This is a genomic window from Kitasatospora sp. NPDC056800, assembly GCF_042789775.1.
In the GTDB taxonomy this organism is placed as follows: Bacteria; Actinomycetota; Actinomycetes; order Streptomycetales; family Streptomycetaceae; genus Kitasatospora.
On record NZ_JBHUAL010000005.1, the window covers coordinates 56,441 to 79,463 of the forward strand.

The window sequence follows — 23,023 nt, forward strand, 5'->3', positions numbered from 1 at the left end:
GAAAGCCGCATATTGTTGCAGCTCATTTACTCTTTTGGGTCGGCCTCCGGCAGGCTGACCTCAAGCTCAACGGCGGGCACATCTAGGGCCGCCTCAAAGGTGAAATCGGGATCGTTCTTACGGCCGATGAGCCAAACCAGGGTGACCAGTGAAAGCGGGTCAAGGTCGGTCCGGCGGACCGGTCGGCCCTTGTCGTCCTTGACGGCCTGGCCGTCGTCGTCAAGCACCGGGACGGGCTTGAAAGCATCCTGCACAGAAATGCCGGTCTTGTCCTTGAAAAGAACCATGTCCCCGAGGGTGAGGGACTTAGGGTCGAAAGAAATATGCATTAATCTCCTAACGGGGGAAGGCTTCGGAAAGGGCGTTGCTTAGCGCGCGATAGTAGGTGTCGGCCTGCTCGTAGCGCTCAACAACGAACTTGGCTTGGAAGACGAAGTAGCCGTTTGAACGGAAGCCGCGAAACTGGTGATAGGCGAAGGAACCAAATTCGGCGCCCATGGCGTAGGGCCAGCGATCCCCGCCGTAGCGGATCTTGATGCCCCGGCGGCCCTTCTCGGCCCGCAATGATTCGGCGGCCTTGGCCGGCATCTTGCCCTGGCTGGCCGCCATTTTCCGGGCCGACTCAATGGTGTGCTCCGCCAGGGCCCTATCCGTCTGCTCAACAACGCGGGGAAGGTCGGAGGCCGCCGCCCTCAGTTCATCACGGAAGGCGGTAAAGCCCTCAAGGCGGAAAGCGGTATTGTTGCGGCCCGCCAACTAGGCCGCCGTATCAAGCGTCTTATAGGCAACAGTGATGGCATCATTGCCCGTCCCGTTGAGAGCAACACCGGAAATGGCAAGGTCGGGAAGCTTGCCGGCCTCAATGTTCGGAGTAGCGGAGTCAAATCGACCGTTGGGCATGGTTACCGTAATGCTCGGAACGATGGTCGGCTTGGCAGGATCGGGGGCGACTCCAACCCACGTCAGAACGATATTTCCGAGTGCGCCGGAGGCCAGGGCCGCAGAGGCCTTGTTGTATGCCGTCATGCTGTCGAAATCGCCCTTAAAGGAGAATTCCAGCTTTCGCGCGGACTGTTCGCGCGGTTCGCGACGACCAACGCCAATCGCCCACCTGTCGTCCTTGAGCCCATTATCGCCCTTTACCGATACATCCGATACGGCAAGCGTTGCATTATCGACGGAGACGGTTCCGCCGAGATAGGTGAAAAGCTTTGCTCCGGCCGGATAGGTCGGGGTTACTGGGGAACCGGTCCGAACAGTTTCCTTGGCGAATACCGCATCGACAGAGAGAGATAGAACGCCGTCAACCTGATTGGAAAGTTCCCAACCGGAAACCTTGCCGCCAGGATAGACGAACTGGTTAAGGCCGCCGGCAGCGTCGGCGCGGCCAATTTCCATGGTGAAACTCTTGCCGGACAGGTCGGCAATAGTGCCCGTATAGGTGGTGAAACCGTCCGCATCCTTTGTGCCAGAAGCCACGTTGCCAAGCATGTGCTTGAGCCAGAAGGCGAAACTCTTGTCGAGTACTTCAAGTTCCACGGAACCGTCTGCACCCTTGGCGTTAGGGGCGAATCGGTCCGCGCGCATAACGCGCTGACCAACTGTCATAGCGCCGGACTCAATGCGCTCATATTTGCCGGAAACGGATTCCTTGGACAGTTCGTAAAAACGGGTCACCGGCACCGCAGTGCCGTAGGTTACCTCATCGACGACACCGATATAGGAGTCAAAAACTGATGCCATTAATCCTCGCTGTTCTTCGCAGTAGTGGCCTTGACCCAATCGCCCCTGGCGACTAGTTCATTTCCGATCGATGCCGGCACGTCGACCGGCGGGCCGCCGCTTTCGGCCTCAAGGCCTAGCGACGGGATGAGAACGGCCCCCAGGGGGCCGGTATAGATAACGCGCACGGGTTTCCCTCCTAGTGCTTCTCAGGCCCCCAAAGGAGCCTTAGCGGCTGTCCCTGGCGGTAATCCTCACGGTGCCTTCCCACTGTGCTTCATGTCCGTCAGGCGTAGGCCAGGAGATGAGACGATCCGGAACAAAGACACTGGAAATGGCGATGCCGCCTACGGAGGGATCAGACACCAGCGAAAGCCGGATAGCCTCCGCAGCCTGTAGGGCCGACGATTCGACCTTTTCGGCATCCGCCCCGGGAACCGCCACAGAGACAACCGTGTGAATGTCGTACACGGTTTCCGTCTGCCGGTTGGTAACCCAATGGCTATCCTGCCAATCAATCTTTCCGACCATGACCCAATAGCGGCCAGGGTTCCGGGGAAAAGACCATGAAACCTGAAAAGCGGAGAGGCCCGGAGCCACCATGAGATGGTCGATCAAGCCGCGCTTGACGGCCAATGCATGGACGGTCATATCAGCCACCAATCCATCGTGTACCGGGCCAGGGTGGCATCAACTTCCGGCACGCCGGTTTCGTATCCGGCCCGTCCGGCGGTAGCCAGTTGATAAGTGCCCATCTCACTAACCTGAAACGATACGGCCCGATCTGGAATAGCGGAGTTGTCCGACAGGAGAACATCCCGTATTCGTAGTAGTGCGGCCCGTCGAACGTCCGGCGGCGGGGGATATAGGCCGTACTCGATGGTCACGCTGCCGTCCGGATTGTCGAGAATCCGGCGGGTGTCATTTTCCTCGCGCGCGGGGTCTATGAAGAACCCCCGGCGGGCCCGGATAACGAAAGAGCGGTCCGTGATGCGTTCAAATTCCTGCTCTACGGCGTCCCGGACGCCGACTAGGGTTGGCGTTGGAAAGCGGACGATATCGGCCAAGGATTCATCGAAAGCCCGTATCTCGGTAACGGCCACGATCGGCGCTTCCGTAACCTCGAAGTAGAAGCGCCGGTAGGCGCCGGCAGAGGCCGCCCAAATGCCCGTGTAGGGGCCTAGGGCGGTAGGTGTCCAGTCGGCATGAAATAGACGGCCGTCTCCGACCGCCGGCAGATCTGCCACGGGATCGGGGCTGCCGTATCCGGCCTCATGGCCCGAGTAGATGAGGAGGCGGACGGCGGCGGCCTGGCCGCCGTCGTCGTCGTCCCCAAAGTCCACCCGGAGCGCGGCCGTGCGGCCCACACGTAGACGCATGTACCTCCCTGGTCAGTTAATTAATTAATTAATTCACGGGGGCCTTGGGGGGCCGCCCTCGCCGGGGGCGGGGCGGCTCGGTCCCGGTGTCAGTCTCGGAGGTTGCGGCCTCATCAAATGGGGCGTCCGCCGGCACGGCGTTGCCCAACTCGATATGCCGGGCCGCAACATCGTCCGGCACATCAAGAACGGTCCCCGGGGTGGGGTTGAGAACCCCACCCACAATGCCGATTAGCTGGCCGGTAAGGGCGATATTCATTAACGCCCCTTAGCTAGCGGCCGATCGCAGAACGGCGACAGACTCAAGGTCCATAAGGTCACCATCACCGCGCCAAGTCAGCTTCCAAGAAACCATGTCGGAATCCCACGCGTACTCATCGGAACGGGAAACGTTGATGCCCTTAACCTGGCGGACCTTGAACTGACTGAAATCTCCGTACCAAATCAGATCGGTATTGGCAGTACCCGCCTTGGCGGCAATAGTGGCGTCAACCGCATAAGGCTTGCCCAGAAGAAGATCCGGGACACCGGCCACATAAGAAGGGTTCCAAATCGGATTACCCTGGGTGTCCTTAATCTTGCGAAGTTCCGCAAGCTGGAGATCACCGAAAAGCCAGGCGGCATTTCGGCGATAACCGGTGCGGATCTTGTGCTGTACGTCAATGAGGTTGTCATAGGTAACCGGGCCAAGGCCGGTGCCCTGAGTGACCTTCTTGCCAGCCGGTACGGCGGCCTGCAACTTGGCCAGCATATCGGCGGTAAGTCGGTCCGCCAGGGCCTCCCCGGTGTCGGTGGCGACAATGCCGGTAATGTCTACCTCACTGTCGTTGATAAGCTCAGTAGAAAGCTGAGTGCCAACGCCGTACTTCTTGGCGCCAAGGTCCTTGGTGGTAAAGCCGCCCTTAGTGAACGGGATCTTGTCGCCCTCAGCAAGGACGGCAATGTCAGTCGGCAGAGGCCGAGCGTTCTTTACCGGGTAGCGGATAACCTCACCCGTGGCGGTGTTGAAAGTAGACACCAGCGACATAAACGGGGAACGCTCACGGAGCGATTCGAGAACCTGGGCAATAAACTGAATCGCCGTAGTATTACCGGCGAAAGCCGGGTCGGTGGTCTTGCCGGCCTGAGGCTGCACATTGGCACCCGGAGCGCGAGTCTCCGGCACAATAAGGGCATCCCGGAGGTCACCCCGGGCAACGTCGATAAGCAGAGAGCGCACGTCCGTGGACGGCTCACCAGTCGGCGCATTGGGGGTAAGGACTCCCCACTTCTCGGCGGCCCGCTTAGTCTCCGCCTCGGCCGTCGCCTTGGCCGTGTAGTCGGCAATCTCGGCGCCCCGCTCCTCAAGGGCGGTATCCAGCTTCTCAAGGCGGGCACGCCGGTCCGCATCAGTCAGCGTCGCGTCATCAAGGACGCTCTTGTATTCCTCGAAAAGACGGGCGCGGGCGTCAATGGCGCGCTGAGCGAGAGCAACAAAACTCAAGAAATCCCCTTTACGGTAAGCGAAAGAATGGTGAGCCGGTCGGCATCAATGGCGTGTTGAATCTCGCGTTGGCGGGACCGAAAGTCGCGATAGTCGGCAAGTCGCCTGGCACGGGCCCGCTCTAGGTCGCGCTGGGCAAGGCCGGAATTCGTATCCAAATACGCCGGGTACGTGACCGGTGAAACGTCGAAAAGGGCCAGGTCCCGGATAGTCCGGAGGTCTCGACCATCGGTATCCAGTGACCAATCGGCATCGAGAACACGGAAACCAAAACTCGACTGTGAGATATCGCCCCGACGTAGAGACTCGGCCAGGTCCCGGCCCGCTGTAGTGTCCGGTAGGTCTACCTCATAACGAAGACCGGTATCATCCTGGGAAAGCCGGAGAGTGCCAGCAACCGTGCGACCGATGATTAGGCTTGCGTCGTGGTTAATGAGCGCACGTACGTCGTGCGCTTCCTCGATGGCCCGGGTGAACGCCCCGGGGGCGATAGTCTCTACAAACCCACCAAGGTCCTGGCTACGGGTATTGAACTTGGCCGCGTAACCGACCATCGTGGTTACGCCGTTATCCTCGGATGACCGAATCTCAAAGTCACCGGAGGTTGTTCGCGTTTCCCTATCCGGGAGTGTCGGCATTCGCCTCCTTTCCTGTAGGTTGGGTAGCCGGCGGGGATACCGCCGGAGGCGGAGAGGTCTTAACGGTCTCTGCCGTAATCGGTGTCAGGTTTGCCGGACGGTAGTACTGCGCGCCAAGGCCATCCGGGATCGGCTCCCAATCCTCTAGCTGTGCAATCCGGTCGGCGTTAAGGAAGCCGTTTTGCACGCCCACGGCGTAAGCCTGATAGCGTTCCGCCGTCTTGGCGCGGAGCCTGGCATTAAGGTTGAACTTGATGTACCGGTTTCCGGGCAAAAGGAAAGTCGATATGGCTTGCTCAATGCGAGCCAGCCACGGACTTAGCGTCTGGTCAATAAACCACTTGTTTTGTTCCTCGACACCGGAGCCCCAACTAGATGTGACTGTTGGGTCAACCTGATTGGCTGGCACCCGATAGATAAGGGCAATCTCAGACTTTTGGAAACGGCGCGTTTCAAGAAACTGGCTCTGTTCCGGCGTAATTGATACGCTCTGCCAGGTGGCCCCACCGGTCAGGATGCCGAGACTGTGAGAGTTGGCAATACCGGAATGGTTCTTACGGAACATGTCCCGCAGCATTAGCGCTTGATCCCGGGTAGGGCTACCCGGATGCTGAATGATGCCGGTCATACTGGCACCCTGACCAAAGAACCTGGCCCCGTATTCTTCTGCCGTCAGCCCAAGTCCGATAGCCTGCCGGGCGATATCGAGGGGAGAGAGGCCGCGCGGTTCGCCGGCAATAGTGAAGTACGGAATCCAAAGTATCTGTGACCGGTCGTACGTCGTACCGTTGTGCTGAAAGACAACGTCCCGTCCGTCCTGTGTCTGGACAATGACCACCGACCGGGGGTTAAGCGGATAAAGGGCGGTAACCGTACCGCCGTCGTCACGGATCGTGGCTATAAAGGCATTGCCGTCCATAAGTAGAGACGTCGATATTCGATGCCAAAAGTCGTATCTAGTCATGTACGGGTTTGGATTGACAAGCCAAGGCGGATCAGGGACGGGTCTGTTTGCATCCTTTCCGGAAAGAAAGGTGCCTACCGGAAGCGCTGCGATACTGTCGGCAATAAGGCTTACGCAGTAGAAGACGGCAGGGAACGCTAGGCTTCCCTTTTGGCTTACAGCCTTTCCACTGTAGGTTTTGGCGCCGATATCTCGGAAAGGCTCACCGTTCCAGCCCGTAGGGGCGGTAAGTGTGGGCCCCGAGGATCGGCGTTCAAATAGCCGCCAGAGGGCCATTAGCGGCCCCTCTCGCCAGCCAGGCCGGCACCTAGACAGAGGATTCCGGCAACGAGCGCTCCGGCGGCCCAGGAGGCCGCGCAAGCGGCACCTGTGATGAGAACGCCTCCGATGGTCTGGAGAACGGTATAGGCCCGGAGGCGGGTAAGAATTTCGGGCTTCTTGATGGTTCTCCCTTCTCCGCCCGAGGCGGCTAGTTGAATGCGATAAATTCCACGTCCGGTTCATCCTCGGTCGGGATGAGTGAAACAGCCAAGGCGTTTAGCGTGGCGGCAATGCCGTCGATCTTGTCGGAGTCCCTAACGCGCTTCGGCTTCATCAAACCGTCAGCCTTAAACTCCAATTCGACATTATTTGCCATCCATGCAAGCACCGGGTTGCCACCGTGACGAAACGTTTTTTCAGCGATGAGACTTTCCAGCATCTTGCACGGCTCATTTAGCCGTGTAGCTGACTGGGGGATTTTGACTACGGATAGGCCGCCGTCTTCAAGACGCTGCACAATCTGTAGAGCGTTCCACGGGTCATAACCAACATGCTTGATGTTGTACATTTCGGCATCCTCCGAGATATCGGAGTAGACGCGCTCATAATCGACAGTCTCACCATCGGTGACGGTAAGGGCGCCCCGGGCTTCCCAGACTAGGAAGTCGTCTCGCTGTTCTGCCCGCCGCTCTAGGTTTGCGCGCGGAATCCAGAATCGGGGGACAACGGTGTAACCCGGGGCGCCGGGATCATCGGCCGTTCCAGGGAACAGCAACACCCACGCCGTGAAATCGGCCGTAGAAGCCAGATCAAGGCCAGCAAGGCACGGGCGGCCCCGGAAGGCCTCCCGATCGATCCTAGGGCCCGCTGTGGCCGTCCAGGCGTCCATCCCAATCCACCGGGTGGCTTGAGCAACCCATTGATTTAGGCGGAAGACTCGGAACGCATTTTCGGCTGACGGCTTCTCCTTTGCATCCCGGAACTCATCACGCAGAGTCGAGATGTTGAGGAAGTCGCCAAGGGCTGGATTGGCCCAATACCAGCCGGAGGGCTTTACGCCATTAGCGGGATCACCGGGACTTCCCTCATCACTCCAGTCCGCATTTTTCGGGAGATTGCGGAGATAGACGAAACGGGCAGGATCTAGAGTCCGGTCTTTTTCAACCCGCTCCGAGTAATCGTGTTCCTCTAGCGCGAAGCGTGCTGAGGTATAGGCCGCTGTGGTAATGCACAACATCAAAGGCTGTGTGCGGGTACCGAAGCTCTGACGCATGGCGTCGAATAGGTGCCTATCCCTCTGCGTCAGTACCTCGTCCATAAGGACCATCGAGGCGTTGACGCCAAGGGCGCCGGCAGCATCACCCGGAAGAACCGCATAAACGGAGTTGGACTTGCGATCGACAATCCGTTTACGCGAATCGATAATCTCTAGGCGCCGGGAAAGAATGGGGCTAAGCTCCACCATCCGTTTGGCCGTATTGAAGACCAATGCGGCCTGATCCCTGTCAGCCGCAACGGAGTAGACCTCTGCGCTTTCCTCGCTGTCCCCGACAAGGCCTAGTAGCGCAATAGCGCTTGCTATCTCACTTTTACCGTTCTTGCGCCCTAGCTCAATCCAGCCCATTCGATACTGACGAACCCACTCGTCTAGCTGGTCGTCATACCGGATGGTGCCGAATAGCGGCTCAAAGATGCCGGCCTTTTGCCACGGCGAAAGGAGGAAGGGTTGTCGGGCCGTTCGGCCCTTTGTGTGGACTAGGATCTTTTCAACAAAATCAACGGACCGCTTAGCGCGGTCCGGATCGTAACGCCACCAACCGGGCGGGGGATTGGTTGGCGCGTACGGTGCTAGGTCATAGGGCAATCAACCCCCTCTCGCGTGTCGGGCAAAGCAAAGGGCCCCCGGAGGGGCCCTGGCGCCGCTACAGCGGCGTACAGCAATCACACTTGTCTAAGTGCTCCCGCATGGCCGAAGCGATCCCGCTACGACGACTGTAGGTGTGTCCGTACCCCGAGGAAGTACCGGGCTGCCGGGCGTCATCCAACAGGGCTTTCAGGTTCATGAACTTGTAGCACCTGAGGGAGCCATTGGGCATGACAGTCATGTCCTTGAGCTTGTCGGGATCAGTCATCATCATCATCCCAATGGTCTTGCTCTTTATCGATTTCGACGTACAGTTCCGACCAGCGTGGGTGATATCTACGCATGTGGCAGGTGGTTCGGTCTTTACACCGGACAACTACCGGCTCAAACATGGCCGCGTAAAGAATGTTGCGCGGGGATGCTATATCTACGGACTCAAAATCAAGAACAAGCCAGCAAGCGCCACAGGCAAATGGGCTTGACTTCATGTTAATCTCTTCCAAAGGTCGTGAAGCCTTCGGAGCGGGACGCTCGGAATTCTTGTCCGCACGCCACCAACAGAGCCATTGGTCCCGACAGACGATTTCGATTTCATCCCCGAGGACAAGAAACAGAAGTTCATCAATGGGAACCAGATTTGTGCACTCCATGCATTGCTGGAGTCCGTCCATGGGGGACATTGACACCGCCTTAGGAACGAGTGGGCCCCTGGCCGCTTCCCCACTTGCCAGGGGCCCATCGGAGGTCTACCCGCACGCGGGGGGACTAGCGGGGACCTCAGCTTGATTCCGCCTATGCGGAAGTCGGTAGAAAATTCGGGGAGATTCGGAAGGTCACCCTTCCGCCTCCGGCGCGAATCCGCATGGTCACATCCTCGCCGGCCTCAAGACGGCGGGCCATGCTCCTGGTTCGCCTGATTTTGGACAGACGCGACCAGACGTGAAGCGCGCGACGTTCGGAATCGTCAAGGCCGGCATTGGAATCAATCACCCGCCAGGCAATATCAATTGCCCTTTCGGGGGTTTTGGTTCCGAAGGTTCCACGCGGTAAGCCGGCCTGATCGTAGAACGTTATCTGATAGCCAACAGGTCCCATCCGACCCACACTCCCTTTCGGAAATTGTCCTCAACGTAAATGCCGTGACGATGGGCCAATGCCTCGATGAGATGCATTCCCCTGCCTGTCTGTTCCAGGGTTTCCGCGTCAATGGTCAAGGGGCGTTTCTTGGGCATGACGTGAAACGCCGCATCCCACACACAAATGACGAACACACCCGTACGGCAACTGATCTCAACCAGGAGATCACTGCCCAGGAAGTCAACCCCGAGCCTGTTCCCGCCGTTTCCGTAGCGGGAAACATTGGTTACGAGTTCACTGGTGAGAAGTTCGGCATCCTCGCGAACGGACTTGGGGATACCCCATTCCTGCGCGTACTCCCGAACCCAGTGACGGGCCTGTTTGACCACCTTGAGTTCTTCGTCGGGGGCCGGGGTGAACGTGTAATCCATCTCGCAATCGACCCGGAAAAAGATCTTCCAGGTACGGGAAGCTTTACCGTCTTGCAGGGCCGAGATACCGTCGATTTCGGGCATAGCTAGGACACCCCCAACGCGTTGCCGGCATGGACGCCAAACGCCAGGGCCGCCGGGGATGGGGGTCTAGGCGCTGTGCGTGCAAGCTTGCACGCCATAACCTCTGCGTGCAAGCTTGCACGCAGAAAGTTTGGGAGTATGCCCTAGATTGGGTGAAAAAGTCGCTATCCGGCTGACAGTAAGTGGGGCAAACTGGTAGTGCCGACGGCATGGCGGCCGGCATGCCGCACAGAGTCACAGAGGAGTGGGGACAGGATGGCCCGGAGGGCGGAGCAACCTACGGCGCGACAGGTGCGGCTGGGGTCGGCGTTGCGAACGCTTCGGTTGGCTCTACCCGGTAAGGAATCCGAATGGAACGCCGTACTTGAGAAATTCGGTTTCACTGTAAGCAAGCTGAGCCGGATTGAAAGCGGCAAGATTGGGATTAGCGACGCAGATTTCGCCCGCATGCTTGACTACTACAACCCGGAGAAAAACCACCGGGTATATCTCGAAGACCTGAGGCAACGCAGCAACGTTGAAGGTTGGGAAGCGGACGTTCGGAACATCGTCAGTGCTGACTATGCTGACTACTGCGGGTATGAGGGCGATGCGCATGAAGCGTTCAACCTGGAAACCGGATTGATTCCCGGCCTGCTACAAATCCGGGAACACTCGGAGGCCAATCGAGCTGCAACGCCGTGGCTCAGTGATGCAGAATTTGAAGACCGCCTAGCGATCAAGGCGAAGCGTCAACAGGTCCTCACAAAGGACAATCCGCTCAGGCTCTCGGTAATCATTTCAGAGTCCGCTTTCCGTCACAACATTGGCGGACCGGCAGTAATGAAAGCCCAATTGTTGTACCTAATTGAGCTTTCGGAAGCCCTGCCGAACCTGTCTATTCAGGTTCTTCCGGAAGGATCACCCGCACACGGTGGCCTGTTCGGCCCGTATATGATTCTCTCGTTCCGGGAAACCTGGGAGCCCGATATCGTTTACATTGAAGGCCTGACAGATACCCGGTGGGTGGAACGTCAAGACAAGGTGCAGGATTACTCCAAGCAATTCAAGTCGCTAATGGAGAATGCCGCTCTGCCGCGCAATGATTCAATAGCTCTAATCTTGGATCACGCCAACAATCTGTAACAGAGAGCAGGAAGAGGAAATGCGGCACATTAAGAACGCGGCCACGGACGTTGCCGGGACGTGGCGCAAGACTAAGGCGTCGGGCAACAACGGTAACTGCGTCGAGTTCGCAAAGCTCGCGAGCGGTGATGTTGCAATGCGTAACAGCCGCGATCCGGAGGGGCCGGCCCTGCTATTCACGCGGGCCGAAATCGCGGCCATGCTGTCGGGCGCGAAGGATGGGGAGTTGGACTACCTGACTGCCTGACATGGGGGCCTTGAGGGCCCCAAGGAAGCCCCCGGCGGACGCGCCGGGGGTTGTTCCATGTCCGCCGCCTGGCGGCTCCCCAGAGGTCTAACAGGGCCGCTACCGTAACGACGTTGACGCCCTGGCCGTCGACTACCGAGAGGGCCCCTTTCGGGGGCCCTCTCGGCGTTCCCGGACCTTATGAGTCTCCGCTTAACTGAGAAGCCGGAGGACGTCAGCATCCGGGCCGGCATCGTCGCCGGGGGCGACGGCCAGGCGGGCACGGTCAGCCGGGGTAAGACCCAGCTTCCCGCCCCACTTGGCCATCTGATCTTGCGCCGCAATTTGCGCTTGCAGCGCCGGATTTTTCACAACGGAACCTTGCCGGCCCTCAGCACTAAAGCCGTTGGCCGACAAATCCCGAGTCGCATTCACATAAAGCGAATACGCCTGGCAATATGCGGCAATCGCAACCCGGTCCGCCGGGGTGATAATCCCCATCCCGTCAAGAATGGGAGCAAGCCTATTCCATTCCGCCAGGGCGATATCATCAAGCCAATCCGGCGGGGAAGGAAAGTCGCCGGAAGCAACCGGCGCATCAGGAATAGGCCGATTGCCGGGGTTACCGGTCAAGCGTTTAACAGAGGCAGGCTTAGGCGCCCGTCCCGAACCAACACCGCCCAATACCATTCACCGCCTCTCTCTGTCAAACGCCTGTAGTACTTTTCAAGTTTCCCGGAATGCGAAAGGTCGAACGGGCTAGCATCTGGTCGTGACGCGAACGCAGATGATCTATGTCCTCAGCATCATCGTTTGGCTTTGCCTCGGTATGGCCGTCCTATCGGCGCGAAGCATTGGCTTCACTTTGAGGGAAACGGTTAAGGATGTGGAAGAATCGCAAGATCCGGTATTCGATATCTCCCCCCGCCCTCTTGTCGTCGCAGTAATTATTGGGGTGTGGCTGGTTTCGCTATTGGGCTGGCCGTACCACCTTATTAAGATGTTGAAAAGGAGGAAGCCATAACGGGCCCGACCGCAACAAGCCCGAAAGGGCCCATGCATATTCCGCAGCCATGCATAAACGCATGAATATGCAGGCATGAATATGCACCGCGGAATGTATGAATATGCGCACTTTGCAGCAGTTCTATGCAGTGCCCAATTTTGGTTTCTCCGCACGCGAGGCACGGGGGGAAGGAACGGGGGGGTTCCTAAGGAAGGGATAGAGTTTTACACCCCCCTACCCCCTTCCTGCATATTCGGGGCTGCATACTATGCATGAATGATGCATGCATGATTATGCGACACATATGCATGGTGAGTGATTATGCGAAAGCTATGCATAGGTGATGTACGGTCGGCTAGTGTGCAGCCATGGCGAACAAGCGCGAGTATCTGGCTAGCCTCGGTCAGCCCGAGGCCGGTATCAGTGCCACAGGCAGTCTTGACACGGTCGTGGTTCCCGGCTTGGTAAAAAGCCGAGAGGATCGAGATAGGCCGTTGCGTGTGGAGCTTACGGCCCTTGGTGCAAGGGACCTGGCGGCCCGTCTTATTGCCGCCGCAGAGGCCACAGAGAGGCAGCGCAATGACTGATGACCCGTGGCTCACAGCAACGTCCGTAAGTCCCATGCCGGCCCCCCAACAGAGGGCCGAGCCTCGGCAGTGCACCGGGTTCGGTAGGTACAGGCACCACGCGGCCATTGAGGCCGTTACCTCCTGTCGCCTCTGCAATATCCCGCTGTGTAGCGAATGCCGGATTGACCATCACCACGAAGAGTAGGCAGGCCCCGTAAGGGGCCCTCTTGCTATTGCCGGGCTCCTTACTTAAGCGCCAGATGCACGCCTGAAAGTCGGGGTTGACATACGGCAATAGCCGTATGCTACGGTGGTTTCACCAACCCGGAGATGCCTACCGCAGTAGGGGAGAAGTGGTTATGGCCAAGCAGGAATGGCAGATGGGCATTGGCGTTATCCGCACAATCGGAACGCATGTGCAGGTGGATGGCTGGATTGCCGAAGCCAAGGACAGGGACCGGCCGTTGTGGGCGATGCTGTCGCCCGAGGAAGCCCGTATCAAGGCGGCCAGGCTGATTGAGGCCGCAGAGGCCGCAGAGGAGACCCGAGCCGCAGCAGAAGCGGCAAGGATCAAGGCTAGCCGGTAGTCCGCCCTAAGGGCGGACCGGGGGCCCCGCAAGGGGCCCCTTGGCGTTTGTACGGTTGCCCCGGCGTGAGTTGCACCGCCGGCACAGGACACGGATGTTCCGTGGCTCATTGGTACCGCCACGGCTTACCGGGATGATGTGGTCCCCTGTAAGGGGGTTGTCCTTGTCGCCCTTGGTCATGCACCACAGGCAGTATGGCCGCTTTGCGATAGCGGCCTTAACGTTAGTCAGCCATTCATTATCGTATCCCCGTGAATGTCGATCCTTGGTCTTATATGCGCGCCCCTTTGATGGGCGCGCCATAATGGGAGCGCACTTAACGCAATATGCGCTCCCTAGATTATGCAGGCGGAAACACCGCCTGCACATTATCTTAGGCAATGGGGCCCCTTTCGAGAGGGGCCCATTATGCGGGGCCCGCCAAGGGCCCCGCTATATGAGCCTTAGGCGGGCCCCGGAAGGGCCCGTAGCTAGGGACGGGCCGCTTAGGCGGCCCTTTACAGGAGAGCCGCCTAAGCGGCTCTCCCTTCCCTCTCACTAATAGAAGACCTGTCCTGGCCCGAATACTTGGCACGTCACTGATGTGACGTGGGTCACACGCCGACCTTACTTGGCCCTTTCGGGGCCAAGGGTCGGATTCTGGCCCAACGACCGGGCCGGAGGCCCTAGCCTGGCGCGCATGAGAGGCAGGAAGCCGCCCCCCTGGTTGTGGTGGGGGCAGGCAGAGGACAGCGACCCCGACCCCGCCCCGTACGGCCTAGACGCCTGTCTGGTTGCCGGCCCCGCCATACGGGCCGCATGGGCAGGCGCCACCAGGAGGAGGCCCCCAACGGCCCTACGCAGCAAGGGGGTTGACGACGGCGGGAAGGCGCCTGACACAAACCGTTGACATACGGATGGGTCCGTATGCTAAGTTCGCTCCACTGTTCGAGAAGAACCCCGGCAGGGACCGGAGGCCAACGTAACTAGGTAGTGGAGGTTTGCCGGCGTTGCCGTGCAGAAGGCGCCTTTATGGCGCCTAGAGGAATCGAAGTGCGCATAGGCGCCCGGTAAGGCTTTACCGTGAAAGGGCCCCGTTTCGGCGGGGCTTTTTTGCGCCCAAAAACAGGCCAGGAGGGGAAATAATGTCTGAGTTGGACTTTATGCAGGAAGTTGCCGTTCGGCGCGCCAAGATGGCCCTTAAGCCGTACCGGCACATGCCCCGACTTCACTCCCTTGCCCTCCGGGCCATTGTGCGGGTTGCCTACGACGGCGGGGATATCGAAGCGGCGGTTTTCAAGGCGGCCCTTGCCCTTTCTCAGGAGGAGTCCAGCCAGGGTTACGAATGGGCGCTCAAGGAGCGCAAGGGGAACCGCCCGGTTTATGCCATCATGGACGAAAGGAAGATTGCATGACGTTGCGCCTTTACCCGAACATCTTCGAGAAGGCTGCTGAGATCATTGAAAGGGACGGCCTTGCCAAGGGCGTCTATAAGGACACCGAAGGGTGTCACTGCACGCTAGGCGCCATTAATGCCGCACTCGATAACGGCTTTACGGGGGTCGGTGACCCGAACGGCGGTCCCAATATCGCACAGGAGGGTTTCGCACAGTGGGCGCCCTACGTGGACCACCTGAACAGCCTTGTACCGAAGGAATACGGGGACGTTCCGGAATGGAACGATGAGCCGGAGCGCACCAAGGAGGAAGTAGCCGCGTTTCTCCGGAGGGCCGGCAGGGAACTACAGGACGGATATGATTCCCACTATTACGCGTGACCGGTTTTACCGCCGTAGGCGATTCTGAGGATATCGCGCGCGCCCTGCACAATGCCCTATGCTTTTTGCCCGCCAGGTCTAGCCCTCCGTATGTGAGGGCTATTTTTATGCCCGGACGCGTGGAATTCACGGCAACCGACTGCTACACCATCGGCCAGGACTGGGCAGAACTGGAATCCGGCCCTACAACGCGCAGAGAGGTTTGGGTTAGCCATGAAGCGGCAAAGGCAATCGAGGCATCGGCGCGAAAGGACGTTGTTCCGAAATCGCGTGCGCCAATGGACGCGCCGGACGGCCGTGGCCGGGGGATGTTCACCTATCACAGCGGGGATGCTCTACATTTCGCCCCCCAGCTCGAAGGAATACCAGCGTCCGGGAAAGACCAGACGGGACGTGTCGGCCCTGTTCATTGTCCTACCGGAATAGTCAACCTGGCGGCCCTCTGGGGGGCGTGCGACGACCTACTAGAACCCCTTGAGGCCGGAGAAGGCGAACGGCCCCCAGACAAGGCAATGTTTGACCCGTCGCTACTCGGCAGGTTTTCGAAAGTGAAGACCCCCGGCCGGCAGCTTACCCATATGGACATGCTCTTTACTGACGCGTCAAACGTGACCCTAGTCAGGATCGGTGCCCGCTTCCGTGGCGCCATTATGGCCATTGACCGAGAAACCGCCGCCAACCATCCCGACATGGAACAGGAAGCACTGTGGTAATCGATCTGCCCGTAAAGCCGGACGTGCGAATACTGGTGACTGGCTCACGGCGGTGGGAGAACTACCAGACCATTTACAACATCCTCGAAAGCCTCTGGCGTGAATTTCGGAGAATGGCCTACAGTCAGGACTACCCTATTGGCAGATTTACCGTAGTCGAGGGTGGTTGTGCAACGGGGGCCGACTTGTGGGCCCGAGATTGGGTCAGATTGCATTCAATCCGCACCTGGCATGACCAAGTTGCCTCTGAAACGTTCGCTGCAAACTGGACCGTGAACGGGCTACAAGCCGGGCCGATGCGAAACTCTGCCATGGTCGCATCGGGTGTCGATCTCTGCCTGGCCTTTATGCGCCCAAATAGCCGGGGCACCATGGATTGCGTCACCAAGGCCATAAAGGCCGGCATTCCCACCCACATATTCCACGAAACAGAGGAGGTGGATTGGCGACTACCCGCAAATACCCCGGCCCTCAGGAGCGCATCCTAGAACTACTCCGGTCCAAGGAATGGGTAAGCACTACAGAAATCTGTTCAGCCATCGGAGGCAGCAATAACGGCACTAGGCGTCTGCGGGAAGTCCGGGAACGGTACGGGCTGGAAATCGAGACCCGCCCCAAGCGCAACTGCCCGTTCAAAGACTGGGAATACCGGCTCAAGGAGCCTGCCCGGGTAATGGAAATGGAGCCGCTGTTTTGAAGCTCACCCGCAGTCCCGTGAGGGCCCGCCGGCGCCGTGCGGGCGTCATGCTTCGGCCCCGGGGGTGGAGCCAGGCAGGGGCGCCCTGGCCGTGCTGCCCGAGTCACGACATGAACGCCCGGACACCGGACCGCCGTAGGTGGCGGCGGCTAGTCCGCCGGCGAGAGGAACGGGCCTGGCTCGCCAGCCTCAAGGGCCAGGAGCGCCAGGACGACGACTAGCCCAAGGCAAGGCAGAGGGCCCCCGGTACGTGCGTCTCGGGGGCCCTCTGTGTCCTGGCGGAAACCGGAACGTGGCCAGCATACAGGAAGCACGTCGCAACGGCGCGGGGTGACCAGGCCGGCAAAGCCGGGTGATGCGATTACCCGCAAGAGAGGCAAAGGAGGCACTAATAAATCAAGGAGAGACTGCCATCATAACAAGAGAGGAATGGTTGGCACGTGAATTGGCAAAGGCCCCGGAACCCTCCGAGGAATGGCGAGAGCGCTTGATGCGATCATGGGGACTAGTCGCTAAGCGAGAAAGCCCCCGCTTTCGCGGGGGCGACTCTAGCGCCAGATGATTTCGATCAGGGCCGGATCAAATCGCTTCCCCCGGCCGGCAGGATGGACAATGACGGCTTCAACCACTTCCAGTAGGTGAGCGCGCTTTTGGTCCATCGTGAACCTGCTCCACTGCTTTAGAACAGCCGGCAGGCTGGCAGTTTTCAGTTTTACTTGCGCCCGAAGTTCCCGAAGCTTTGCAAGATGCTTTGCTTCCTGGGCCTCAAGGGACTTGATGGCTAGGACGAATTCCTTTGCCGACATTTCGCCAGTGTCTCGCGATTCGCGATAGACGGCCTTGTCTTCCTCAATCCGGTTGAGCGCGGCTTGCGCCTTGGAGATTTCCGCATCTTCTGCGGTGTGCTTTGCCTGCGCATCTCCGACCTGGCGCTCAACTTGCTTAAGAAAAGCACTTTCAACCAGTTCATCAATCGGGGGACCAACGCGTGAAACCTTGCCGCATCCCCCATCGACGGTACGGCATTGATAGCGGAAACCGTACTTTTCGGCGGCGGTGGTACCGGGGGTATATGGGTTGGGCCGCATCCCCGTACCGCAGTGAGGGCACCGACAGACGCCGGAAAGAAGTCGTTTGGCTGCGGTGTCGTGTGGTGCGCCAGAAGCCTTTTTCGCCTTTCGGCTTTTAAGGATTTCTACGATTTCTTCCCACTCTTCAACTGAGCAGTCAGTTTCCCAATCCCCCGTAACCTTGTTCCCCTTATCATCAAGCATAATGTGATCAGGGGCCCAAAAGCGCTTACCGGACTTCTCCCGCTCGGCTTGCGGGATATACACCCGGTAGCCGCAGATTCGGGGATTTATAATTCGGTGCTCGACTGTTGAGTGAGAGATCGGGCGTTGCTTATCTCCGGATCGGGCCGTCTCAGACGGCTTCACTCCGGCGGCAATCCACTCCGCACGGATCGTGCCAATGAGTTTTCCGTTTCGGATATCTTCACGGGCCTGCCTCAGAAGGCCCGATTCAAATTCATCAAGCGTTTTGCCGTCATCTTTCCATCCGAAAGCACGGCGGCCGGCATGAACTTTTCCCTTGCGGGCAGAATCGAGATTCTTTCGCGCGGCCCGACGGGAAATGTCCGCAGAATACTTGTTCGCCACCGAGACATAGAGCCGGGCGTTAAATCGGCCATCGGGGTCCGAGAGATCAAAGTCTTGAGTGCATGTGGCGAAGACCAGTTTTCGGCGGCTAGTCTCATAAATGTCAATAAGCCGCTCAAGGTCACGCGGCTGACGTGCCACACGGTCAATGTTGTACGCCACTATGCCATCAAGAGCGCCGGATTGAAGATCCGTCAGAAGCTGCTCAAACGCCTTACGCTTTACACGTCGCTTGTAGGCGGAAGTGTCGTTGTCTTCGTAAATCTTCGTCAGGTGCCACTCACGGGCGCGGCTAAGCCCGGTGATGTCCTCTCCCTGCCTCAAGACGCCTTGGCGTCCGTCCCGGCCGTCCCCTAGCTCTCCGTCGTCCGACAACCGCGTGTAGCCAGCAACGTTCAGCACGCCGCCCCCCGCCTCTCCCCTGGTGGACTGGTGGACAGACAGTGTATCGGTCCAGGTGAGAGCCATTGCAACTACCCTTCTCAGACGGTGGGTGTTCCAGTCGTCTTCGGCCAGAAGAAGACGACCTTCCACTTGCCCTCGTAGGACTTGTGGTTGATGTCGGCGAAGGCGCTCGCGGCATCCAGGTCGACACAGGCCTTGAGGTCGAACTCGGGGAACTTGTCACCGATCGTGAGCACGTTCGCTTCTCCTGAAGTGAGATGAGGGGAGCTTTGTCCGGAATCCGGACACCGCTCACAGTTCCACATCGTGGACTGATCAGGGAAATAGCTACACTGGATGTGTCTGATCGGAGATTGTTATCAGTAACGAATCCCCCACGTCGCGGCCGGGTTCCCGCAGGAACGGCGGCACGAAGGCCGACCCGACTGTGGCGAGCGCCACAGTCCGCAGCCCGCGCACCCCGACCGTCGCCCAGCTGCGGGCCTTCGTCGCGGTGGCCGAGCACCGGCACTTCCGGGAGGCCGCCGCCGCCACCGGGACCAGCCAGCCCGCGCTGTCCGGGGCGGTCGCGGCGCTGGAGGAGTCGCTGGGCGCGCAACTGGTCGAGCGTACGACGCGCAAGGTGATTGTCACCCCATTGGGGGAGCGCGTGCACCAGCACGCCCGCCGGGTGCTCGCCTCGCTGCAGGCCCTCACCGAGGAGGTCGAGGCCGCCCGCCGCCCGTTCACCGGGCCGCTGCACCTGGGCGTCATCCCGACCGTCGCGCCGTACCTGCTGCCCACCGTGCTGCGGCTGGTCCGCGACCGCTTCCCGGACCTGGAGCCGCACGTCCACGAGGAGCGCACCCCCTCGCTGCTGGAGGGCCTGGCCGCCGGGCGGCTGGACGTCCTGCTGCTCGCGCTGCCGGCCGGCGGGACCTCGCCGACCAGGGACATCCCGCTGTTCGACGAGGACTTCGTCCTGCTCACCCCGCCCGCCCACCCGCTCGCCGGTCGGATCGACGTGCCGCGCGACGTGCTGCTCGACCTGGAGGTCCTGCTGCTGGAGGAGGGCCACTGCCTGCGCGACCAGGCGCTCGACATCTGCCGCGAGGTCGGCGCCGACCCGGCGGGCTCGACCACCCGGGCGGCCGGCCTGTCCACCCTGGTCCAGCTGGTCGCCGGCGGCCTCGGGGTGACCCTGCTGCCCGCCACCGCGCTGGACGTCGAGGCCGGGCGCACCGACCGGCTGGCCGCCGTCCGCTTCGCCGCCCCGGCGCCCGGCCGCCGGATCGGGCTGGCCGTCCGGCCGGGCTCGGCCCGCAGCGCCGAGTACGAGCGCTTCGCGGCCGCGCTGCGCGAGGTGCTGGTCGAGCTGCCGGTCCGGATCGTGTCCTAGGGCCAGTCCCGGCTCAGAGCCCGTCCTGGTCCCCGTGCCAGCCCGGCTCGGGGCGGGCGGCCGGGGTGCCCAGGCAGAGCCCGACCGTCGTGGCGACCAGCAGCTCCAGCGCCTCCAGGGTGTCCGGGGCGGGCCGGTCGCCGGGGTTGCGCAGGGTCAGGTGGCGGGCCGTCAGGCCGTCGAAGCCGCCGAGGAAGTGGACGGCGATCCGGCGGGCGGGCAGTGCCAGGGTCAGGCCGTGGGCGGCCGCGAGGGCGTCGAGCATCTCGACGGCGGTGCCCTCGATGTCGTGCTGCATCTCCAGCATGATCTCCCGCATGTCCGGGTCGCGCAGCGCCAGCGCCCCGAACTCGCTCAGCAGCACGCAGTGCCCGTGCTCGCCGGTGGCGGCCTCCCAGAGCGCCTGCACCAGGGTGCGGACCTGCTCGCCGAACGCGCCGTCGCCCGGGGAGGCGGCGCGCACCTCGCCGACGAAGTCGGAGGTCAGCCGCTCGACGATCGCCCGGTAGAGGTCCTTCTTGGTGCCGAAGGTGTAGTGCACCGTCGCCTGCGCCACGCCCAGCTCGGCCGCGATCGCGCGGGTGCTGCCGGCCGCGATCCCCTCCCTGGTCATCAGGTCGATGGCGGCCTGGACCAGTTGCGGTCGGCGTTCGGAGGCGGGGACGTGTGCCATCCCGCCAGGGTAGCGCCATGGTCGGGCAACTGCGTCGCACGATCTTGTCGGTCAACTTTGTCACCTGACAAAGTTCGGTCTACGGTGGGACGCGACCTGCCCTGACCGACCCGAGGGACCGCCGATGGCCACGTACCTGTACCGACTGGGCCGCTTCTGCTTCCGGCGACGGCGGGCCGTCGTCGCCGTCTGGATCGCCCTGCTCATCGCCGTCGGCGGGGCCGCGGGCGCCTTCGCCGGCAAGACCACCGACGAGTTCAAGGTCCCGGGCACCGAGGCGCAGGCCACCCTGGACCGGATCAAGGACACCTTCCCGGCGCAGGGCCACGGCTCCGCGCAGGTCGTCTTCGCCGCCGGCGCCCCCGGCGGCATCGGGACGCCCGAGGCGGGCCGGGCGGTCGGCGAGGCCGTCGCCCGGATGGCCCAGGTGCCGGGCGTGGCCGCGGTGCCCGACCCGTACGCCACCGGCGCGCTCTCGCCGGACGGGAAGGTCGCGATCGCCCTGGTCTCCTTCGACCACAAGCTCGCCGACGTCACCGACGGGCAGCGCGAGGCCGTGAAGGCCGCCGCCGAGCCGGCCCGCGCGGCCGGCCTGGAGGTGGCCTTCGGCGGCGACGCCTACAACACCATGGCCCAGATCGAGGGCGCCAGCGAGGCGATCGGCCTGGCGGTGGCCGGGGTGGTCCTGGTGGTCACCCTCGGCACGCTGGTCGCCGCCGGGCTGCCGCTGCTGACCGCGCTGGTCGGCGTCGGCGTGACGATGGCCGGCCTGCTGGCGCTCACCGGCTCCTTCGAGATCATCACCACCGCGCCGGTGCTGGCCCTGATGGTCGGCCTCGCGGTCGGCATCGACTACGCGCTGTTCATCCTCTTCCGGTACCGCCGCCACCTGGACGAGGGCCTGGTGCCGGAGGAGTCCGCCGCCCGGGCCACCGCGACCGCCGGCAGCGCCGTCGTCTTCGCCGGTCTGACCGTGGTCGTCGCGCTCGCCGGGCTCTCCGTCGCGGGCGTCCCCTTCCTCACCGTGATGGGCCTGGCCGCCTCCGCGGCCGTCGTGGTGGCCGTCCTGGTCGCGATCACGCTGCTGCCCGCCGTGCTGGGCTTCACCGGCCGGGCCATCGACCGGCTGCCGGTCTGGAAGCGGGCCCTGGCCACCAACGGCCGCACCACCCTGGGAGAGCGCTGGGGCCGCTTCGTGGTCCGCCGCCCGCTGCCCGTCCTGCTGGTCGGGCTGGCCGGACTGGGCGCCCTGGCGGTGCCCGCCGCGAGCCTGAACCTCGGCCTGCCGAGCGGCGGTTCGCAGGCCGCCGGGACGGACGCGCGCAAGGCGTACGACCTGGTGGGCGAGGGCTTCGGGCCGGGCTTCAACGCGCCGCTGGTGGTCGTGGTGGACGCCCACGGCGCGCCGCGGCCCGAGCAGGCGGTGCAGGGCGTGGCCGCGAAGCTCCAGACCCTCGACGGCGTGGCGACGCTGCTGCCGCCGACCGTCGACCAGGCGAGCGGCACCGCGCTGGTGACCGTCATCCCGCGGACCGGCCCGGACCACGAGGACACCAAGGCGCTGGTCAACGAGATCCGCGGCCAGAAGGCGGAGCTCAGGGCGGCGACCGGCGCGGACATCGCCGTCACCGGCACCACGGCCGCCAACATCGACGTCTCCACCAAGCTCGGCCAGGCGCTGCCGCCGTTCCTCGCGGTGATCGTCGGGATCGCGCTGGTGCTGCTGGCGCTGGCGTTCCGCTCGGTGCTCGTCCCGCTCAAGGCGGTGGCCGGCTTCCTGCTCAGCATCACCGCCTCGCTCGGCGCGGTGGTCGCGGTCTACCAGTGGGGCTGGCTGGACGGGCTGATCGACGTGCCCAAGGTCGGGCCGGTGGTGAGCTTCGTGCCGATCCTGCTGATCGGCGTGCTGTTCGGACTGGCGATGGACTACGAGCTGTTCCTGGTCTCCGGGATGAAGGAGCAGCACGTCCACGGGGCGGCGCCGCGCGAGGCGGTCGTCGGCGGGGTGAAGAACGGGGCCCGGGTGGTCACGGCGGCCGCGCTGATCATGGTGGCGGTGTTCGGCTCGTTCGTCTTCGGCCACGACCCGATCGTCCAGCCGATCGGCTTCGCCCTCGCGGTGGGCGTGCTGGTGGACGCCTTCGTGGTGCGGATGGCGCTGGTGCCGGCCGCGATGGCGCTGTTCGGCCGGGCCGCCTGGTGGTTCCCGAAGCGGCTGGAGAAGGTCGTGCCGAAGGTCGACATGGAGGGCGAGCAGCTGATCGCCGAGCTGGAGAAGGGGCCGGCGCGGGAGCCCGCCCGGGTCTGAGACCCGGGGGCAGTCC

Annotated in this window: 24 protein-coding genes and 1 pseudogene; 9 read left to right on the plus strand and 16 right to left on the minus strand. The window is 61.7% G+C overall.

Features of this window, described 5'->3' with window-relative positions; genetic code table 11:
• Positions 1-26: 26 nt before the first annotated feature.
• The 11 genes from ACFRQN_RS02345 to ACFRQN_RS02395 form a co-directional block, all read right to left on the minus strand.
• Positions 27-287, minus strand: coding sequence for a hypothetical protein (locus ACFRQN_RS02345; RefSeq protein WP_380737615.1), 261 nt, complete (start codon positions 285-287; stop codon positions 27-29).
• Between the two features lie 49 nt (positions 288-336).
• On the minus strand, positions 337-756 hold the full coding sequence (locus ACFRQN_RS02350; protein WP_380737617.1) for a hypothetical protein: 420 nt from the start codon (positions 754-756) through the stop codon (positions 337-339).
• On the minus strand, positions 757-1,743 hold the full coding sequence (locus tag ACFRQN_RS02355; RefSeq protein WP_380737619.1) for a phage tail tube protein: 987 nt from the start codon (positions 1,741-1,743) through the stop codon (positions 757-759).
• A gap of 207 nt (positions 1,744-1,950) precedes the next feature.
• Positions 1,951-2,382 carry a hypothetical protein gene (locus tag ACFRQN_RS02360; RefSeq protein WP_380737621.1) on the minus strand — a complete coding sequence of 144 codons (432 nt, stop codon included), beginning with the start codon at positions 2,380-2,382 and terminating at the stop codon, positions 1,951-1,953.
• Positions 2,370-3,101, minus strand: a complete 732-nt coding sequence (locus ACFRQN_RS02365) for a hypothetical protein (protein ID WP_380737623.1) — start codon at positions 3,099-3,101, stop codon at positions 2,370-2,372. Before ACFRQN_RS02365 ends, ACFRQN_RS02360 begins: the two co-directional genes overlap by 13 nt.
• A gap of 268 nt (positions 3,102-3,369) precedes the next feature.
• A complete protein-coding gene (locus ACFRQN_RS02370; RefSeq protein ID WP_380737625.1) occupies positions 3,370-4,584 on the minus strand; it encodes a phage major capsid protein in 1,215 nt (404 codons plus the stop codon).
• Entirely contained in the window at positions 4,581-5,222 is a 642-nt protein-coding gene (locus ACFRQN_RS02375; RefSeq protein WP_380737627.1) for an HK97 family phage prohead protease, read from the minus strand. Before ACFRQN_RS02375 ends, ACFRQN_RS02370 begins: the two co-directional genes overlap by 4 nt.
• Positions 5,203-6,690 (minus strand): phage portal protein, encoded by a 1,488-nt coding sequence (locus ACFRQN_RS02380; RefSeq protein ID WP_380737629.1) that lies wholly within the window; start codon positions 6,688-6,690, stop codon positions 5,203-5,205. The genes ACFRQN_RS02375 and ACFRQN_RS02380 overlap by 20 nt, the downstream gene beginning before the upstream one ends.
• The gene (locus tag ACFRQN_RS02385; RefSeq protein ID WP_380737631.1) at positions 6,656-8,311 is read right to left on the minus strand and encodes a terminase large subunit; all 1,656 of its coding nucleotides are present in this window, start codon (positions 8,309-8,311) and stop codon (positions 6,656-6,658) included. Before ACFRQN_RS02385 ends, ACFRQN_RS02380 begins: the two co-directional genes overlap by 35 nt.
• Before the next feature lie 260 nt (positions 8,312-8,571).
• The gene (locus tag ACFRQN_RS02390) at positions 8,572-8,982 is read right to left on the minus strand and encodes a hypothetical protein (RefSeq protein ID WP_380737633.1); all 411 of its coding nucleotides are present in this window, start codon (positions 8,980-8,982) and stop codon (positions 8,572-8,574) included.
• Between the two features lie 399 nt (positions 8,983-9,381).
• Positions 9,382-9,903, minus strand: a complete 522-nt coding sequence (locus ACFRQN_RS02395) for an ATP-binding protein (protein ID WP_380737635.1) — start codon at positions 9,901-9,903, stop codon at positions 9,382-9,384.
• A gap of 255 nt (positions 9,904-10,158) precedes the next feature.
• On the opposite strand from ACFRQN_RS02395, the gene ACFRQN_RS02400 reads away from it, so the two are divergent.
• Both ACFRQN_RS02400 and ACFRQN_RS02405 read left to right on the plus strand, forming a co-directional pair.
• Positions 10,159-11,028 carry a helix-turn-helix domain-containing protein gene (locus ACFRQN_RS02400; protein ID WP_380737637.1) on the plus strand — a complete coding sequence of 290 codons (870 nt, stop codon included), beginning with the start codon at positions 10,159-10,161 and terminating at the stop codon, positions 11,026-11,028.
• Positions 11,029-11,047: 19 nt separating this feature from the next.
• Positions 11,048-11,275 carry a DUF397 domain-containing protein gene (locus ACFRQN_RS02405; protein WP_380737639.1) on the plus strand — a complete coding sequence of 76 codons (228 nt, stop codon included), beginning with the start codon at positions 11,048-11,050 and terminating at the stop codon, positions 11,273-11,275.
• A gap of 192 nt (positions 11,276-11,467) precedes the next feature.
• On the opposite strand, the gene ACFRQN_RS02410 is transcribed toward ACFRQN_RS02405, so the two are convergent.
• A complete protein-coding gene (locus ACFRQN_RS02410) occupies positions 11,468-11,887 on the minus strand; it encodes a phage terminase small subunit P27 family (RefSeq protein ID WP_380737641.1) in 420 nt (139 codons plus the stop codon).
• A gap of 1,301 nt (positions 11,888-13,188) precedes the next feature.
• On the opposite strand from ACFRQN_RS02410, the gene ACFRQN_RS02415 reads away from it, so the two are divergent.
• Complete coding sequence (locus ACFRQN_RS02415; protein ID WP_380737643.1) at positions 13,189-13,416, plus strand: hypothetical protein; 228 nt, start codon at positions 13,189-13,191, stop codon at positions 13,414-13,416.
• Positions 13,417-13,422: 6 nt separating this feature from the next.
• Here ACFRQN_RS02415 and ACFRQN_RS02420 read toward each other — a convergent pair whose 3' ends face one another.
• Positions 13,423-13,785: an HNH endonuclease gene (locus ACFRQN_RS02420; protein ID WP_380737670.1), complete on the minus strand. Its 363-nt coding sequence runs from the start codon at positions 13,783-13,785 to the stop codon at positions 13,423-13,425.
• A 755-nt stretch (positions 13,786-14,540) separates the two neighbouring features.
• Between ACFRQN_RS02420 and ACFRQN_RS02425 the strand changes: the two genes are divergently transcribed.
• The 4 genes from ACFRQN_RS02425 to ACFRQN_RS02440 all read left to right on the plus strand — a co-directional run bounded on the left by ACFRQN_RS02425 (position 14,541) and on the right by ACFRQN_RS02440 (position 16,373).
• The gene (locus ACFRQN_RS02425) at positions 14,541-14,810 is read left to right on the plus strand and encodes a hypothetical protein (RefSeq protein ID WP_380737645.1); all 270 of its coding nucleotides are present in this window, start codon (positions 14,541-14,543) and stop codon (positions 14,808-14,810) included.
• A complete protein-coding gene (locus tag ACFRQN_RS02430; protein ID WP_380737647.1) occupies positions 14,807-15,172 on the plus strand; it encodes a hypothetical protein in 366 nt (121 codons plus the stop codon). Before ACFRQN_RS02425 ends, ACFRQN_RS02430 begins: the two co-directional genes overlap by 4 nt.
• Positions 15,173-15,291: 119 nt before the next feature.
• The gene (locus ACFRQN_RS02435) at positions 15,292-15,885 is read left to right on the plus strand and encodes a hypothetical protein (protein ID WP_380737649.1); all 594 of its coding nucleotides are present in this window, start codon (positions 15,292-15,294) and stop codon (positions 15,883-15,885) included.
• 35 nt (positions 15,886-15,920) lie between these two features.
• A complete protein-coding gene (locus tag ACFRQN_RS02440; protein ID WP_380737672.1) occupies positions 15,921-16,373 on the plus strand; it encodes a hypothetical protein in 453 nt (150 codons plus the stop codon).
• A gap of 757 nt (positions 16,374-17,130) precedes the next feature.
• Here the strand turns inward: ACFRQN_RS02440 and ACFRQN_RS02445 are convergent.
• A complete protein-coding gene (locus ACFRQN_RS02445; protein ID WP_380737651.1) occupies positions 17,131-18,711 on the minus strand; it encodes a recombinase family protein in 1,581 nt (526 codons plus the stop codon).
• Positions 18,712-18,749: 38 nt separating this feature from the next.
• Positions 18,750-18,884, minus strand: a pseudogene (locus ACFRQN_RS02450) (redoxin domain-containing protein); the annotation flags it as partial.
• Positions 18,885-19,075: 191 nt separating this feature from the next.
• Here ACFRQN_RS02450 and ACFRQN_RS02455 point away from each other — a divergent pair.
• Positions 19,076-20,026 (plus strand): LysR substrate-binding domain-containing protein, encoded by a 951-nt coding sequence (locus ACFRQN_RS02455; RefSeq protein ID WP_380737653.1) that lies wholly within the window; start codon positions 19,076-19,078, stop codon positions 20,024-20,026.
• Positions 20,027-20,039: 13 nt separating this feature from the next.
• Here the strand turns inward: ACFRQN_RS02455 and ACFRQN_RS02460 are convergent, their stop codons facing one another.
• Positions 20,040-20,699 carry a TetR/AcrR family transcriptional regulator gene (locus tag ACFRQN_RS02460; RefSeq protein WP_380737655.1) on the minus strand — a complete coding sequence of 220 codons (660 nt, stop codon included), beginning with the start codon at positions 20,697-20,699 and terminating at the stop codon, positions 20,040-20,042.
• Between the two features lie 124 nt (positions 20,700-20,823).
• Here ACFRQN_RS02460 and ACFRQN_RS02465 point away from each other — a divergent pair, with 124 nt between their 5' ends.
• Positions 20,824-23,007 (plus strand): MMPL family transporter, encoded by a 2,184-nt coding sequence (locus tag ACFRQN_RS02465; RefSeq protein WP_380737657.1) that lies wholly within the window; start codon positions 20,824-20,826, stop codon positions 23,005-23,007.
• The last annotated feature ends 16 nt before the right edge of the window (positions 23,008-23,023 follow it).